The 16,130-nt window shown below is 63.0% G+C and carries 12 protein-coding genes; 9 read left to right on the top strand and 3 right to left on the bottom strand.

The window, feature by feature from the left end; translation table 11 throughout:
- The first annotated feature begins 11 nt into the window (after positions 1 to 11).
- The 3 genes from I6L32_RS16600 (at position 12) to I6L32_RS16590 (ending at position 5,451) form a co-directional block, all read left to right on the top strand.
- Entirely contained in the window at positions 12 to 425 is a 414-nt protein-coding gene (locus tag I6L32_RS16600; RefSeq protein ID WP_010674587.1) for a MerR family DNA-binding transcriptional regulator, read from the top strand.
- Between the two features lie 283 nt (positions 426 to 708).
- Positions 709 to 3,603, top strand: coding sequence for a DUF748 domain-containing protein (locus I6L32_RS16595; RefSeq protein WP_254203844.1), 2,895 nt, complete (start codon positions 709 to 711; stop codon positions 3,601 to 3,603).
- Between the two features lie 1,251 nt (positions 3,604 to 4,854).
- Positions 4,855 to 5,451, top strand: a complete 597-nt coding sequence (locus I6L32_RS16590) for a GPR1/FUN34/YaaH family transporter (RefSeq protein ID WP_029314465.1) — start codon at positions 4,855 to 4,857, stop codon at positions 5,449 to 5,451.
- 78 nt (positions 5,452 to 5,529) lie between these two features.
- Here the strand turns inward: I6L32_RS16590 and I6L32_RS16585 are convergent, their stop codons facing one another.
- Together I6L32_RS16585 and I6L32_RS16580 are read right to left on the bottom strand one after the other, a co-directional pair.
- Positions 5,530 to 6,339 (bottom strand): zinc-dependent peptidase, encoded by an 810-nt coding sequence (locus tag I6L32_RS16585; RefSeq protein WP_103859213.1) that lies wholly within the window; start codon positions 6,337 to 6,339, stop codon positions 5,530 to 5,532.
- 18 nt (positions 6,340 to 6,357) lie between these two features.
- A complete protein-coding gene (locus I6L32_RS16580) occupies positions 6,358 to 6,726 on the bottom strand; it encodes a GNAT family N-acetyltransferase (protein WP_223919952.1) in 369 nt (122 codons plus the stop codon).
- Positions 6,727 to 7,101: 375 nt separating this feature from the next.
- Here I6L32_RS16580 and I6L32_RS16575 point away from each other — a divergent pair, with 375 nt between their 5' ends.
- The gene (locus I6L32_RS16575) at positions 7,102 to 8,601 is read left to right on the top strand and encodes a sodium:alanine symporter family protein (RefSeq protein WP_216944202.1); all 1,500 of its coding nucleotides are present in this window, start codon (positions 7,102 to 7,104) and stop codon (positions 8,599 to 8,601) included.
- Between the two features lie 67 nt (positions 8,602 to 8,668).
- On the opposite strand, the gene I6L32_RS16570 is transcribed toward I6L32_RS16575, so the two are convergent.
- A complete protein-coding gene (locus tag I6L32_RS16570) occupies positions 8,669 to 9,475 on the bottom strand; it encodes a crotonase/enoyl-CoA hydratase family protein (protein WP_216944201.1) in 807 nt (268 codons plus the stop codon).
- A gap of 157 nt (positions 9,476 to 9,632) precedes the next feature.
- Here I6L32_RS16570 and I6L32_RS16565 point away from each other — a divergent pair, with 157 nt between their 5' ends.
- The 5 genes from I6L32_RS16565 (at position 9,633) to I6L32_RS16545 (ending at position 15,923) form a co-directional block, all read left to right on the top strand.
- A complete protein-coding gene (locus I6L32_RS16565) occupies positions 9,633 to 11,420 on the top strand; it encodes a putative nucleotidyltransferase substrate binding domain-containing protein (RefSeq protein ID WP_216944200.1) in 1,788 nt (595 codons plus the stop codon).
- Positions 11,421 to 11,422: 2 nt separating this feature from the next.
- The gene (locus I6L32_RS16560) at positions 11,423 to 12,049 is read left to right on the top strand and encodes a 3'-5' exonuclease (RefSeq protein ID WP_029314461.1); all 627 of its coding nucleotides are present in this window, start codon (positions 11,423 to 11,425) and stop codon (positions 12,047 to 12,049) included.
- 107 nt (positions 12,050 to 12,156) lie between these two features.
- A complete protein-coding gene (locus I6L32_RS16555) occupies positions 12,157 to 12,468 on the top strand; it encodes a DUF485 domain-containing protein (protein ID WP_039039049.1) in 312 nt (103 codons plus the stop codon).
- A complete protein-coding gene (locus I6L32_RS16550; RefSeq protein WP_010674577.1) occupies positions 12,465 to 14,120 on the top strand; it encodes a cation acetate symporter in 1,656 nt (551 codons plus the stop codon). The genes I6L32_RS16555 and I6L32_RS16550 overlap by 4 nt, the downstream gene beginning before the upstream one ends.
- A 210-nt stretch (positions 14,121 to 14,330) precedes the next feature.
- Positions 14,331 to 15,923: an ABC-F family ATPase gene (locus tag I6L32_RS16545; protein WP_010674576.1), complete on the top strand. Its 1,593-nt coding sequence runs from the start codon at positions 14,331 to 14,333 to the stop codon at positions 15,921 to 15,923.
- The last annotated feature ends 207 nt before the right edge of the window (positions 15,924 to 16,130 follow it).

The following is a 16,130-nucleotide window of genomic DNA, read 5'->3' as shown; positions in this document are numbered from 1 at the left end:
GAGGGCGCACCATGAGAGCCAGACACGCCAGTGGCAAGGAGAGGACCTACAGCATCTCGGAGCTGGCCCAGGAGTTCGACATCACCCCCCGCACCATCCGCTATTACGAGGACGAGGGGCTCATCACCCCGACCCGAGAGGGGCAGACCCGCATCTACAGCCACAAGGACAGGATCCGCCTGAAATTGACCCTGCGCGGCAAGCGCCTCGGGTTCAGCCTGGCGGAGATCCGCGAGCTGTTCGACATGTACGACACCGACCGCTCCAGCCGGATGCAGCTTCACTCCATGATCCAGCTCATCGAGGCCAGACGCCACTCCCTGCGCCAGCAGCTGGAGGATATCCAGATGGTGATGGCCGAGCTCGATGCCGCCGAGCAGCGCTGCATCCACTCCCTCGGCGGCTTGAAAACCGACGGAGATTGACAGACTCTGGGGGTATCTCGCCCCCGGTATCCCGGTTTTCCAGTGGATATCCGCAGTGGCAGGCCCTGACCCGGCAGCCCCCTTGTTCCCCCCATCGCCCGTCATGGCATGCCGGACAGACTGGGCGGTTTGGGCAAGCGGCGAGGTGGGGCAAACGGGGAAAATCCGGCCTTGGTCGCACAATAATTCCCCAGCCCGGTCAGAGTGCGGCGCACCTCATGAGTCCTTCCCATGAACCGGGCACGATTAATTGCTACCATATGCGCATCAAATGGAGACCATCATGCTCAAGCCTCTGCCCGCTCGTCTGCTGCGCTATGCCCTCTATCTTCTCGCGCTCCTGCTCATCGGCATCACCATCCTGCTCTGGCAGGCGCCGACCCTCATCCAGCGCCATCTCCCCGGCTGGCTTGCCACCCATTACGGTCTGCACCTCTCCCTTGGCAAGATAGAGGTGGGGATCCGCTCCCCCTCCCTCGTGCTGGGGCCCAGCGCCCTGCTCGATGACCAGCAGCAAGCGCTGGTGTCATTTGAAGAGCTGAAGCTCATTCCCGCCTTGAAAGCGAGCTGGCAGCAGCGCGCCCTGGTACTGGAAGAGGCCACCCTGACCGCCCCCAGGGCAGATCTGGTGCGCCTCGAGGATCTCAAAGGGGAGGCACGCTTCAACCTGACCGATGCACTGGCCTCCCTGCTCGCCCCTGCGCCGGAGCAAACACCGCCAGCTAGCGCCGAGCCCGTGCTGGTGACCATCGGCAAGCTGTCCGTCGAGCAGGGCCGGCTCAGCTACCGGGACAGCCGCAAGCAGAGCAGCCCGGGGTGGGTCCCGCCCCTCACCCTGGACAAGCTCACCCTGCACCTGCCCGGATTTTCCAGCGCAGAGGGGGTGCTCAACCCCTATCGCCTGAGCGCCACCGTCAACGAGAAGAGCCCCCTCAAGGCCGAAGGGGAGTTCGACATGATGAGCGGCGCCGGCAAGGGCCACCTCAGCCTTGGCAAGGTGGCCATCGCCCCCTTCGCCCCCCTCTGGGCCCCCTATCTCAAGGCGACCCTCGCCAAGGGGGAGGCCAGCGCCGAGCTCGCCTATCGCCTCACCCAGGGCAAGCAGGGACTGGACTGGCAGTTGTCAAAGGGCAAGCTGACCCTGGCCAACTGGCAGCTCACACGCAACAAGGGGGAGGAATTTGCCCGCTTCAAGCAGTTGGCGCTGACCGGGATCCGCATCGATGGCAACAAGCAGCGCCTTGAGCTCGATGCCGCCATCCTCAAGAGCCCGGCCATCACCGCCGTCCTCGACCACCAGCAACAACTGGATCTCGCGGACCTGCTGATCCCCCAGAAGACCCCCAAGGGGGGCAAACAACCGGCTACCCCCACCAAGCCCTGGCAATGGGCCCTCAAGCAGACCCGCATCGACCAGGGCAGCCTCACCCTGACCGAAGCCACCAGCGGCAAGCCCCTGAAACGGGCCATCTCCGCCCTCGCCCTCACCCTGGGGCCCCTTGGCAGCCAGACCGCCCAACCCAGCCCCCTCACCCTCAACGCAGCCCTCGACACCAGGACGACGGTGGCGTTTGACGGCACCTTGGGGCTGACCCCCTTCACCCTGAACGGCGCCATCCGCCAGCAGGGGCTGCCGCTGACCCTGGCTCAACCCTACCTGCAGGATCTGCTGCGCATCAGCGTGCGGGACGGCGAGCTTGCCAGCCGCACCAGGCTGGACCTGGCCACCGACCGCCAGGGGGCCATCAGCAAGCTGGAGATAAGCGGTGGACTCGAGGTCGCGGGGCTCAACGTGCTGGATCGGGCTGACAACCAGCGCCTGCTCCAGATAGAAAACCTGCAACTGAGCGGCCTGCACTATGATGGCCTGAGCCAGCAACTGCGCATCGCCGACATCCTGCTGAGCAAACCCTATGCCCGTATCGAGATCAACGAAGAGGGGATCACCAACGTGCAGCAACTGCTGCTGCCGCAACCCGCCGCGAACGACAAGGAGAGCGCCCCCGCCCCGCACATCGTCATCGATCAGATCCGTACCGCCCAGGGCAACCTGCGCTTCGCCGATCGCAGCCTGAGCCCGGAGTTCGTGGTGGACATCGCCTCCCTCGACGGCCAGAGCCGCCACATCAGCAACACCCCGGGGCAGCGCTCCGAGCTCGCCTTCAACGGCAAGGTGGACCGCTATGCCCCCGTCACCATCCGGGGGGGCGCCAACCTGCTCATCGAGGATCCCGTGCTGGACGTGGCCGTGGCCTTCAACAACCTGGAGCTCACCACCTTCACCCCCTACTCCAGCACCTATGCAGGCTATGCCATCGACAAGGGGCAGCTCTCCATGAAGCTCAACTACAAGCTGCAGGGCAACCGGCTGGAGGGGGACAACGACATCACCATCAAGAAGCTGCAACTCGGGGAGAAGGTCAAGAGCGAGCAGGCCAAGGATCTGCCCCTCGGCCTCGCCATCGCCCTGCTCAGCGATTCGAACGGCGTCATCAAGATGAACCTCAAGGTGAAGGGCAATCTGGATCAGCCTGATTTCAGCCTGGGCAACATCTTCTGGGACGTGCTCGGCAATACCCTCGGCAAGGCCATCACCTCCCCCTTCTCCCTGCTTGCGTCCCTGACGGGGGGCACCAAGGATCTCGACGAGCTCCCCTTCCTGCCAGGCGATCCCGCCCTGACCCCGACCCAGCAGACCAAGCTGACCACCCTCGCCCAGGCCCTCAAGGAGAGGCCCAAGCTCAGCATGAACATCCGCGGCAAGGTCAACTTCAACGAAGAGCGCCCCATCCTCCAGCGCCAGAAGCTTGAGCGGCTGCTGGCCAAGATCACCGGCAGCCCGGTGGATTTGACGCTGCTGGAGCAGGATCCCGCCATGCAGTCCGCACTGGCAGAGGCTTATGAAGCCAAGTTCAATGAAGATCTCGGGGATCTGGCCGACCGCTTGCGACTCGATGAAGGGAGCGAGGCCCTGCGCGCCCAGGCGGTGCTCCTGCTGCGGGATCAGCAGCTCATCACCGCCAAGTCCCTGCGAAACCTCGCCATGCGCCGCGCCCAGAACACCAAGGAGTATCTGGTGGATACCCAGGGCATCGCGCCGGAGCGCCTCTTCGTGCTCGACAGCCAGGTAAAGGAGACCGACAAGGAAGCCAAGGTGGTGCTGACCCTGGACAACTGATCCGGCGACCGCCGGATACCCCTCTTGTTTGCCCCGACGGCATATGGCCCAAGGGGCTCCCGCCCCCGCCCCCCACCGGATAACGCCTTCCTGGCCATTTAAGGTGCCCACCGCCCAGATACCCGTGCGGTGCCAGTTGCTCGACCCTTTCGTCCCTTTCTTTCCCGCCGGGGCGAGCGGGCGGTGGCTGGCCCCGCGCTTTGCCCCTGTTGTTCCCTTTGTGCCTAGCGGCGGCGACATCATGGTGGTGCTGCCTTATCCCTCCTTGCCTGCTTGCCTGCTTGCCTGCTTGCCTGCTTGCAGCGGGATGATAAGGATGGTGGCTCTCTACTTCTGGTAGCGTCTCTCCACGAGGGAATAAGGGAAGCGGATCTCTGTCCCTTGCTGAGTCTTTCACCGTGGCGGGCACGAGGTGGGCTCTCCTTATCCCTGGTTGCCGGTCTGGCCGAGCAGAGGCAGGAGGTGGCCTTGGCTGCTTGCCTCCCCTTCTCTAACCTCCCCCTGACCCCTGCCATCAGGATTTGTCTCTCGCTAGCCGTCCCGAACAATCCAGTTATCCAGCATGTCGGCATGTCAAAATAGATGGCCCGATTAGATATACAGTGTCTAATCGGGCCAATCCTGAACACCCTCTCGCGCGCGCCACAGGGCCAACCCCGCGCCCCCTTCCATTTCGAAGTGTCTTTACTGGGCCCATGGCCCATCCCGCCTCTGGCTTTTTGACAAGGGCAGCCTCTGATCCTGCCCGTTGATCTTGCGCCCCTTTCGCCCGTGGCAGTCAACACAGCGCGCTTGCGGGTTTCTCAGGCGCCCCGCCCTTGTGTAGGGAACACGGTGGCGAGCGCGGGGTTGACGAGAAAATGGGGTGCGCAACGGACACTGCGATGGCAAGCGATACGGGAGGTCCATGGGTCACAAACAGGAGGGAAACACTCTTGTCTGATGGCATATGAACTCATTTTTCAATCAAGCCGCCATAACGCGACCATCCGGGGCGTGTTTCCCTCACCAATCCCAGTCACCACCATCGTTGCCGACTTTCATACCAAGGTGCCTTTTATACAAAATCGCAACGTTGAAAACGTTTTTCGTTCACCACTCGTCTACCTGAATGGCACGAATGGTTGGCCACTTAAACTTTCGTGTTCTTTTTTTACCATTTCTGTGTGTCCCCCCCTTGCCCGGGACCCTGAGCCTGCCTAAAATCGCGCGTCTTTTATCAACCCCACCTCTATTGTTGGAGAACACCACGTGAGCGAAAAATTGGCCAACCCTGCCCCTCTGGGTCTGATGGGTTTCGGTATGACCACCATTCTGCTGAACATCCATAACGCAGGTTTCTTCCCCATCAGCGCCATGATCCTGGCCATGGGTCTGTGCTATGGCGGTCTGGCCCAGATCATCGCCGGCATCATGGAGTACAAGCGTGGCAACACCTTCGGTGTCACCGCCTTCATCTCCTACGGCACCTTCTGGTGGAGCCTGGTGTTCCTGCTGGTGATGCCGACCATGGGTCTGGCCGAGGCCACTCCCCACGCCTACATGGGCTGGTACCTGCTGATGTGGGGCATGTTCACCCTGTTCATGCTGATCGGGACTGTCAACTTCCCCCGCGTGAAGCAGTTCGTGTTCGCCTCCCTGACCGTGCTGTTCTTCCTGCTGGCCGCCCGTGACTTCACCGGCAGCACCCTGATCGGCACCATCGCCGGTTTCGAAGGCATCATCTGCGGCGCCAGCGCCATCTACCTGGCCATGGCCACCGTGATCAACGAGCAGTTCGGTCGCACCGTGCTGCCCATCGGCGAGCAGAAGAAAGCCGCTCCCGCCCAGCTCAAAGCCGCTGCCTAAACACCCGGCGACATCGCTGTCACGAAAAAGGCACCCTCGGGTGCCTTTTGTGTTTCTGCCGCCCGGACACCGTGCCGGTCAGCCCTGTGCCCCGGGATCTCCCGCCAGCAATCGGGTGGCCGGGTAGCGGGCGGCGGGATCCTGGCCGTAGAAGCGGGCGAACTGGTCATAGACCGCGGGGTAGACGGCGCGCAGACGCAACGGATCGGTGAAGAAGCTCTCGCTGCACACCGCGAAGAATTCGGCGGGGTGCGAGGCGGCGTAGGGGTCTATCTCGGTCACCTCCTCTCTGGTCAACTGATCGTTCATCTCGTCAAACGCACCTTGCAGCGCCCGGGTCCATTGCTGGGGATCCATGCCCCGCGGCAGGGGCGGTGCACCGTCCGCATCCCCTCCCAGCATGTCGAGCTTGTGGGCAAGCTCATGGATCACCAGGTTGAATCCGTCCCAGTCCCCGTCCTGCTGCAATTCGCTCCAGGCCAGCACCAGCGGCCCCTGGGGCCAGGATTCACCGGCGTTCTCCTCTTCAAATTCGCTCACCAGCCCGAACTCGTCCTGCACCTCCTGACGACGGGTCACGGGCTCGGGGATGATGATCACCTCGTGGAAACCTCGATACCAATCGAACCCCAGGTGCAGGATGGGCAGCACTGCCTGCAGGGCCAGCACCCCCTGCTGGCGGGGCGTCAGTTCCACCCCGATCTGGGTGAGGGTCTTGCGCGAGAGAAAATGGCGCGCCAGCTCCATCAGCTTCTGCGCCTCTTCTTCCTCAAGCCCCTGCAAGATGGGCACCGCCGCCAGCGCCTCGCGCCACTCCTGCTCTTCTGGGAGACGGGGCTCCCGGGGAGATGCACCACCCAATACCTCTTTCAACCTGGACCAGAACACACGGACTCCTCTTGCCAATCAGACAGCTTTCACAAAACGTTTCGGACGCTCGCAATACCCTTGCGCCAGATAAAATCGGTGCGCCCCTTCGCGCTTGAGGCTGCTGGAGAGCTCCAGCTGGCCGCACCCCAGGGCTGCCGCCCGCTGCTCTGCCGCCGCCAGCAGCAGGGCCCCGATGCCCCCTCCCCTTGCACCCTCATCGACAACCAGCGCCGAGATCAGGCCCCAGGCTGGTGCAAGGTGCATGGGCTGCAGGCGATGCCACACCAGCACCCCCACCGGGATCCCCTCGCACAGGGCCAGCAGTACCTCCCGCGCCGGATCGGGCTGGGCCAGCCTGGCGCTGACCGCCCCGTCAGGGTTGGGGTAGCCCAGCTGGGCAAACAACCCAGTCAATCCGGTCCCATCTTCCTCCCCGGCGAGGCGAATGATGCACCTGTTTTCCCTTGTTGCCACTCCTGGCCTCCTATTTGCATTACCTCAATCAGCCCTCTGGGCATGGCAAAGCGGCAGATGATGGGTATGTACCGAATCTTGTCCAGTTCCATTCACCATTTGTTAATGTCAATTCACAAATTAACAAAGTCACAACACTTTTCACTAGGAAGGCCCTGAACAAACCGATATGTTAAATCCCGCGGACTAACCAGTCGAAAGTCCCGCACAATCCTGAGTGACCCCCTTGGTCACCGCATATTTCAATGTTAAGGGAGCGAGGCATATAGACCTCGCCAAGACAGCGCAACAAAGGAGTTGTTGTACATGAATGAGATCGTCAATGCCATCAATGGCGTGATTTGGAGCCCAGCGCTCATTTATCTGTGTCTGGGGGTAGGCCTCTACTTCTCCCTGCGCAGCCGTTTCCTGCAACTGCGCCACTTGAAAGGCATGATACGCCTGATGTTTCAGGGCAAGGGCAACGATGCCGGTGTCTCCTCCTTCCAGGCACTCTCCATGACCCTGGCCGGTCGCGTCGGTACCGGCAACATCGCCGGTGTGGCCACTGCCATCACCTTCGGCGGCCCGGGCGCCCTGTTCTGGATGTGGATGGTCGCCTTCCTTGGCGCCAGCTCCGCCTTCGTGGAGTCCACCCTGGGCCAGGTCTACAAGGAGAAGATCAACGGTGAATATCGCGGCGGTCCGGCCTTCTACATCGAGAAGGGGCTCGGCATGAAGTGGTACGCCTGGACCTTCGCCATCGCCACCATCTTCGCCTGCGGCGTGCTGCTACCGGGTGTACAAGCCAACTCCATCGGCTCCAGCCTGCAGACCGCCTTTGACATCGATCCCAACGTGACCGCCGCCGGTCTGGCGCTGCTGCTCGGTTTCATCATCTTCGGCGGCGTCAAGCGCATCGCCAATTTCGCCAGTACCGTGGTGCCCTTCATGGCGCTGGGTTACATCATCGTCGCCTGCGTCATCATCGCCCTGAACATCGGCCAACTGCCGGGCGTGATCCTGCTCATCTGGAAGAGTGCCTTCGGGATGGAAGCCGGCTTCGGCGCCATTCTGGGTCTGGCCATCATGTGGGGTGTCAAGCGCGGCGTCTACTCCAACGAAGCCGCTCAGGGGACTGGCCCCCACGCCTCCTCCGCCGCTGCGGTGAGCCACCCGGCCAAGCAGGGCCTGGTGCAGGCGTTCTCCGTCTACATCGACACCCTGTTCGTCTGCTCCGCCACCGGCTTTATGCTGCTCATCACCGGCCTGTACAACGTGCAGGGGCCGGACGGTGCCGCCCTCTACACCGGCATCGCCGGCATCGCGGCGGGCCCCGGCTATGTACAGACCGCCATGGAAAGCATGATGCCAGGCTTTGGCAACTACTTCGTCGCCATCGCCCTGTTCTTCTTCGCCTTCACCACCATCGTGGCCTACTACTACATCGCTGAAACCAACATCGCTTTTGTCAACCGCAAGATTAACCGCCCCTGGCTCACCTTCCTGCTGAAGATTGCGCTGATGGCTGCCACCGTCTACGGCACCGTCAAGACCGCCGATCTGGCCTGGGGCCTCGGTGACATCGGGGTCGGCCTGATGGCCTGGCTCAACATCGGTGCCATCCTGATGCTGCAAAAGCCGGCTTTCGCCTGCCTCAAGGACTACGAGGCACAGCTGGCCAAGGGTCTGGATCCCGTGTTCCACCCGGAAAAGCTCGGCATCAAGAACGCGGACTACTGGATTGAAAACCGCGCCGAAGTGAACCTGATGCGCGAGCAAACCGGCCACCCCTTCGAGGCGGACCCGGATTCCGTTGCCAAGTAATCAGACGGCACAATGCAAAATGGCAGCTTCGGCTGCCATTTTCATTTGTGTTGGATGGGTGAGGGGTTCAAAGCGCGTTGCGGCGGGGTCCGAACGGCAGGCGCCAGCGAAACAGGCTGTTGAGGGTCGCCCGCCACTGGTTGGGGCGCCCCAGGATCTGCCTCTGCAACCGGGTCTCTTCCTTGAGCATTGTCTCGTCACTGCAAGCCCAGGCCTGGGTGTAGAGCTGCTTGATCCCCGCCAGCGCATCCGGCGACTTGGTGATCAGGGTCCGGGCAAAGGCCCGCGCCTCTTCCAGGGGATCCGCGCACACCCGGCTCACCAGGCCGAGGGACTTGGCTTCGCTGGCTTCCAGCTCGCGCCCGCTCATGGCAAGCTCCATGGCGGTATCCATCCCCATCAGGTTGCGCAGGGTGACGCTGCCGCTCATGTCGGGGATGATGCCCCACTTGATCTCCATCACCGAGAAGCGGCAATCCGGGGTGCTGAAGCGAAAATCGGCGCCGAGCGCTATCTGCAGGCCGCCGCCAAAACAGACCCCCTGGGTCACCGCAATCACGGGCACCGGCAACTGATGCCAGCCATAGGCCACCCGCTGGGCCAGGTTGGTCGCCTCGTCCGCCTCGCGCTTGAGGATCTCCAGCGCCGCCACCGGCTGCCTCAGCATGGATTTCACATCCAGCCCGGCGCAGAACGCCCGCCCCTCCCCGTGCAGGATCACGGCCCGCAACCCTTTTTGCCGGGATACCGCGTTCAGCGTCTCGTCGATGGCGTCGAACATGGTCCGATCCAGCGCGTTGAGCTTGTCCCCCCGGCAGAGCATCACCTCGGCGATCCCCTCCTGAAACACCCATTTGACCCTTGGCTTTTCCATCTCCGTCTTCGTCCTTTGATTCAACTGGTCATACCACAACGTTACCAGAGTGTTATGGGCAGGTACAGGGAGGCCGCCCCGGGCCTGCGACTAAAGTCGGCTGGCCCGGTGGTGGAGCCTTTGTCAGACTGGCCCCATGGTCACGGTGGAGCCTGTCATGTCACTTCTGTTCAATTTTGCCCGTCCACCGTTCGACGGCCTGGACGAGGAGGCACGCCAGCGGCTCGGTCAGCACCTCAGCATCTGCTACTTTCGCGCGGGCCAGACGGTGCAGCACGCTGGGGAGGAGCCCGCCGGGCTCTACCTCATCATCAAGGGGGCCGTGGAAGAGTCTGCCCCCCATCAATCCTTTGGCGACTATGGCGAGGGGGACATGTTCGACGTCCGTGCCCAGTTTGACGGGCACTGCCGCCACCGTTTCGCCGCCCTGGAAGATACCCTCTGCCAGCTCATTCCCCGCCCCGTCTTTCTGGCCCTGTGCGACGAGCACCCCCATCTCGCCCGCTACTTCACCGCCACCCTGGCGGAGCGCCAGCGGGAGCAGGAGCGGCGCAGTCAGCTTGGGCAGCAGAACCTGGCGGAGTTCATCCTGACCCGTATCGCTCCCGACCATCTGCAGGCGCCGCTCATCGTGGAAAGCAGCCTCTCGCTCCTGGCCGCCACCGAGGCCATGGTGGCCAGGGGCACCGACTGCCTGCTCTATCCCGGAGCAGAGGGCAGCCTGAGCCTGGCGACCCGCAAGACCCTGCTCCACGCCCTCACCCTCAAGGGATTGCCGCTCAGTGCGCCGCTGGCGGTGCTGACCCCCACCCCGCTGACGGGTCTGCCACTGGGGAGCTATCTGTTCGATGCCCTGCTGCTGATGACCCGCCACCGCATCAAGCGCCTGGTCATCTGGCAGGGGCAGGAGGTGGCAGGCATCCTGCATCTGACCCAGGTGCTCGGGCTCTTCTCCACCCACTCCCATGTGTTGACCCTGCGCATCGCCCGCGCCGACTCCCCGGCCGCCCTTGAGGCGGTCGCCCGGGAGCAGCAGCAACTCATTCGCTCCCTGTTTGCCCAGGGGATCCACACCCTGTTCCTGATGAAGCTCATCGCCACCATCAACGAGCAATTGATCGCCAAGGCCTTTTCCCTGGTGATCCCCGCGGCGCAGCAAGAGCAGGTGTGCCTGCTGATGCTGGGGTCAGAGGGGCGTGGCGAGCAGATCCAGAAAACCGATCAGGACAATGCCCTGATCCTGCCGGATGGCCTGCCGTGGCCCACCCAGTCGGTGGATTTGGCCGACTTCAGCGCCCTGCTGGCGCGCCTGGGTTATCCCCCTTGCCCGGGCAGGGTGATGGTCAACAACCCGGCCTGGGTGAAGCCGCTTGGCGGCTGGCTGCAAGGGATAGAGCAGGCCTGTGTGCGCGCCAGCGAAGCGGATCTGCTCTGGCTCGCCACCCTGGCCGATGCCCAGGCCATCACGGGAGATCGCGCCCGGCTCGCCCCCGTCGCCCGCCACCTGCGGGCCTGCCTCGCCGACCGACCGGATCTGCTGGCGGAGATGGCAAGGGCCGCCGTCGCCTTTCACGCCCCCCTCACCCTCTTTGGCAGGCTGGAGCAAGCCCCGGAGGGGCTGGATCTCAAGCGGGGCGGCCTCTTCCCTCTGGTCCACGGCGTCCGGGTACTCTCCCTGGAGGCGGGGATCCTGGAGACCTCGACCACGGGGCGCATCGAGGCCCTGGTGGGCCAGGGACGCCTCAGCCGGGACTATGGCACCAATCTGGCGGAGGCCTTCCGGCTGTTCATGCGGCTTCGGCTGCGCAGCCAGTTGCAGGAGGGAGACGGACGGGTGCGGGTGGCAGACCTCGGCCCCGCAGAGCGGGATCTGCTGCGCCATGCCCTGCACCAGGTGAAGAAGTTCCAGCAATGGCTCACCTTGCACTTTCGTCTTAGGCAATAGCGATGTGGATGCACTGGCGCCGCCGCTGGCTTGGCAGGACGTTTCGGGAGGGGGAGTTTGCCCCGCTCTTTGCCCGCCCTGCTGGCGACGAGTGGGTGGCGCTGGACTTCGAGACCACCAGCCTGGATCCGGCGCTGGCGGAGATCGTCTCCATCGGGGCGGTGCGCATCCGGGGCAACCGGATAGAGACGGGCGATGCCCTTGCCATCCGGGTCCAGGCTCCCGCCAGCCTGAGCGCCGGGTCCGTGGTGATCCACGGCCTGCGCCATCAGGATCTGCAACAGGGCATGGCACTGGAGCCCGCGCTGCGCGCGCTGCTGGAGTTCATCGGCCCCCGTGAGCTGGTGGGGTATCACATCGCCTATGACCTGCGCATTCTCAACCTCGCCTGCCAACGGCTGTGGGGGCTCACCCTGCCCCAGCGCGGCATCGAGGTGAGCCGCCTCTATCACGATCACCTCTATCGCCGCTATCCCGATGCCGCCATCGATCTGCACCTGGCCGCGATCTGTCGCCATCTGGCGCTGCCAGCCCTGCCCCCCCACGACGCCCTGAGCGATGCCGTCACCGCCGCCCTTGTCTTTGTACGCCTGCATCAGGGCGGCCCGCTGGCTTATCCCAAAGTCTAATTGTTCGGCAATAACATTTAATTCACATTTTGCTTACATGGACAGCCGTGCTGTCCGGTAGGGAACCCCTCATCCACCGCTGACATTCACTGTCATGGAGAACTGCAATGGAACAGCAACCGTATCTTCGGATCCAGCAAGATCCCAACTTCCAGGCACTGGTCGCCAAACGCCAGCGTTTTGCCTGGACCCTCTCCATCCTGATGCTGGGGCTCTACCTGGCGTTCATCCTGCTCATCGCCTTTGCGCCGGGCTGGCTTGGCACCCCCTTGAGTGAAGGCTCCAGCATCACCCGTGGTATCCCGGTCGGGATTGGTCTCATCGTATCGGCCTTCGTGCTGACCGGTATCTACGTATTTCGTGCCAACGGCGAGTTCGACGAACTGAACCAGAAGATCCTCAAGGGAGCGCAATCATGAAAGGCAAGTTTCTGCTGCCGCTGGCAGGTCTGATCTCCACCCCCTTGCTGGCGGCCGACGCCATCAGCGGCGAGGTGCAACGCCAACCCCTCAATATCTCGGCCATCGTGATGTTCGTGATCTTCGTGGCCGCCACCCTGTTCATCACCTACTGGGCCTCCAAGCGCAACCGCTCGGCTTCCGACTACTACGCCGCCGGCGGGCGCATCACCGGCTTCCAGAACGGTCTGGCCATCGCCGGTGACTACATGTCCGCCGCCTCCTTCCTCGGCATCTCCGCCCTGGTCTATACCTCGGGCTATGACGGTCTCATCTACTCCATCGGCTTCCTGGTGGGCTGGCCCATCATCCTGTTCCTGATCGCGGAGCGGCTGCGCAACCTCGGCAAGTACACCTTTGCCGACGTGGCCTCCTACCGCCTCAAACAGACCTCGGTGCGCAGCCTCTCTGCCAGCGGCTCCCTGGTGGTGGTCGCCCTCTACCTCATCGCCCAGATGGTCGGTGCCGGCAAGCTCATCGAGCTGCTGTTCGGCCTCCAATACCATGTGGCCGTGGTGCTGGTCGGCATCCTGATGGTGCTCTACGTGCTGTTCGGCGGCATGCTGGCCACCACCTGGGTACAGATCATCAAGGCGGTGATGCTGCTCTCCGGTGCCAGCTTCATGGCCATCATGGTGATGAAGTCCGTCAACTTCGACGTCGGTACCCTGTTCAGCGAAGCGGTCAAGGTGCATGCCAATGGTGCGGCCATTATGAGCCCGGGCGGCCTGGTCGCCGACCCCATCTCCGCCATCTCCCTTGGGCTGGCCCTGATGTTCGGTACCGCAGGTCTGCCCCACATCCTGATGCGCTTCTTCACCGTGAGCGATGCCAAGGAAGCCCGTAAATCGGTGTTCTACGCCACCGGCTTCATCGGCTACTTCTACATCCTCACCTTCATCATCGGCTTTGGCGCCATCCTGCTGGTCAGCACCAACCCGGACTTCAAGGACGCCACCGGCGCCCTGCTGGGGGGCACCAACATGGCGGCGGTCCATCTGGCCGATGCAGTGGGCGGCAGCCTGTTCCTGGGCTTCATCTCCGCCGTGGCGTTTGCCACCATACTGGCGGTCGTGGCCGGGCTGACCCTGGCGGGGGCCTCCGCGGTCTCTCACGACCTCTATGCTTGCGTCATCAAGGAAGGCAAGGCCAACGAGGCCGACGAGCTGCGCGTATCCAAGATGACCACCCTGGTACTGGGTGTGGTCGCCATCGGCCTTGGCATCCTGTTCGAGAAGCAGAACATCGCCTTCATGGTGGGCCTGGCGTTCTCCATCGCGGCGAGCTGCAACTTCCCGGTGCTCTTCCTCTCCATGTTCTGGTCCCGCCTGACCACCCGTGGCGCCGTCTATGGCGGCTGGCTCGGTCTCATCAGCGCCGTGACCCTGATGATCCTGGGCCCCACCGTCTGGGTGAAAGTACTGGGCCATGCCCAGGCCATCTTCCCCTACGAATACCCGGCGCTCTTCTCCATGGGGCTGGCCTTCATCGGGATCTGGTTCTTCTCGGTCACCGACAAGTCCCAGGCAGCCTCCGACGAGCATGCCAAGTTCTTCCCGCAGTTCGTCCGCTCCCAGACCGGGCTCGGTGCCTCCGGCGCCTCCGCCCACTAAGTGGCATCCCACGCATCCAAGCCGGCCCAGTGCCGGCTTTTTTCATGACCGCCCCCTCGCCTCCCCTCTGCAAGAGAGGCCGGAGCCCGTTGCCGGCCTGGTCGTGAAACCTTACCCCCTGCAATGGGGCCAGATCACAGTTCCTGCTAAAACTTTCGGGGGATCTGTGCCATAATGCGCGCCATTTGACAGACCAACCGGGACATTCCAGTGCTTTCAAGCAACAACATCACCATGCAGTTCGGCGCCAAGCCGCTGTTTGAGAACATCAGCGTCAAGTTTGGCGGCGGCAACCGCTACGGCCTCATCGGTGCCAACGGCTGTGGCAAGTCCACCTTCATGAAGATCCTCGGCGGCGATCTCGAACCCACCGGCGGCAATGTGAGCCTGGATGTCAACGAGCGCATCGGTAAGCTGCGCCAGGATCAGTTCGCCTACGAAGAGATGCGCGTACTGGACGTGGTCATGATGGGCCACACCGAGCTGTGGGCCGCCATCGCCGAGCGCGATGCCATCTACGCCAACCTGGAGGCCACCGACGACGACTACATGAAGGCCGCCGAGCTGGAAGGCCTGGTCGCCGAATATGATGGCTATACCGCCGAATCCCGCGCAGGCGAACTGCTGCTGGGTGCCGGTATTCCCATCGAGCAGCACAACGGCCCGATGAGCGAAGTGGCCCCGGGCTGGAAACTGCGGGTACTGCTGGCGCAGGCGCTCTTCTCCAACCCCGACATCCTGCTCTTGGACGAACCGACCAACAACCTGGACATCAACACCATTCGCTGGCTGGAGCAGGTGCTCAACGATCGTGAAAGCACCATGATCATCATCTCTCACGACCGTCACTTCCTGAACTCCGTCTGCACCCACATGGCGGATCTGGACTACGGCGAGCTGCGAGTCTACCCGGGCAACTACGACGAGTACATGCTGGCTGCCACCCAGGCCCGCGAGCGCCTGCTGGCCGACAACGCCAAGAAGAAGGCCCAGATCGCCGATCTGCAATCCTTCGTCTCCCGCTTCAGCGCCAACGCCTCCAAGTCCAGCCAGGCTACCTCCCGCCTCAAGCAGATCGACAAGATCAAGATTGAGGAAGTGAAGGTATCCAGCCGTCAGAACCCCTTCATCCGCTTCGAGCAGGACAAGAAGCTCTACCGCAACATCCTGGAAATCGAAGGCGTCTCCAAGGGTTATGGCGACGGTCCCCTGTTCAAGGGGCTCAACATGATGCTGGAAGTGGGCGAGAAGGTCGCCATCCTGGGTACCAACGGGATCGGTAAGTCCACCCTGATCAAGACGCTGGTCGGTGCCCTGGCACCGGATACCGGCACCATCAAGTGGTCCGAGAACGCCCAGATCGGCTACTACGCCCAGGATCACGCCGAAGATTTCGACACCGATCTCAATGTGTTCGACTGGATGGCCCAATGGAAGCAGGAGAACGAAGACGAGCAGGCGGTGCGCTCCGTGCTGGGTCGTCTGCTCTTCTCCCAGGACGACATCAAGAAGCCGGTCAAGGTGCTCTCCGGTGGTGAACAGGGCCGGATGCTGTTCGGCAAGCTGATGATGCAGCGCCCCAACATCCTGATCATGGATGAACCGACCAACCACCTGGACATGGAATCCATCGAATCCTTGAACCTGGCGCTGGAGATGTACAAGGGCACCCTGATCTTCGTCTCCCACGACCGCGAGTTCGTCTCCTCCCTGGCGACCCGCATCCTGGAGCTGACCGAAGACGGCATCCGCGACTTCGGCGGCACCTACGAGGATTACCTGCGCACCCAGGGTGTGGTGTAATCCCCCGCCTTCAAGCAAAGCGATCAGAACCGGCGCCTCGTGCGCCGGTTTTTTTATGCCTCCTTTATCACGCCCCACAGCAAGAGAAGGATTGGGGATAAGGAGAGCAAGAGTACAGCGCGCTGTCATACACCTGTCCCGCTCATCCCCAGCCAGGATAGGCAGCACAAGCCCGTGCCTGGCCCCTTCCCTCCTGCGCCCGCCTGC

The sequence above is a fragment of the Aeromonas sp. FDAARGOS 1402 genome, assembly GCF_019046925.1.
GTDB lineage: Bacteria > Pseudomonadota > Gammaproteobacteria > Enterobacterales > Aeromonadaceae > Aeromonas > Aeromonas caviae.
Note: the sequence above shows the minus strand (reverse complement) of the source record. Positions and strands in the feature narration are given on the sequence as shown.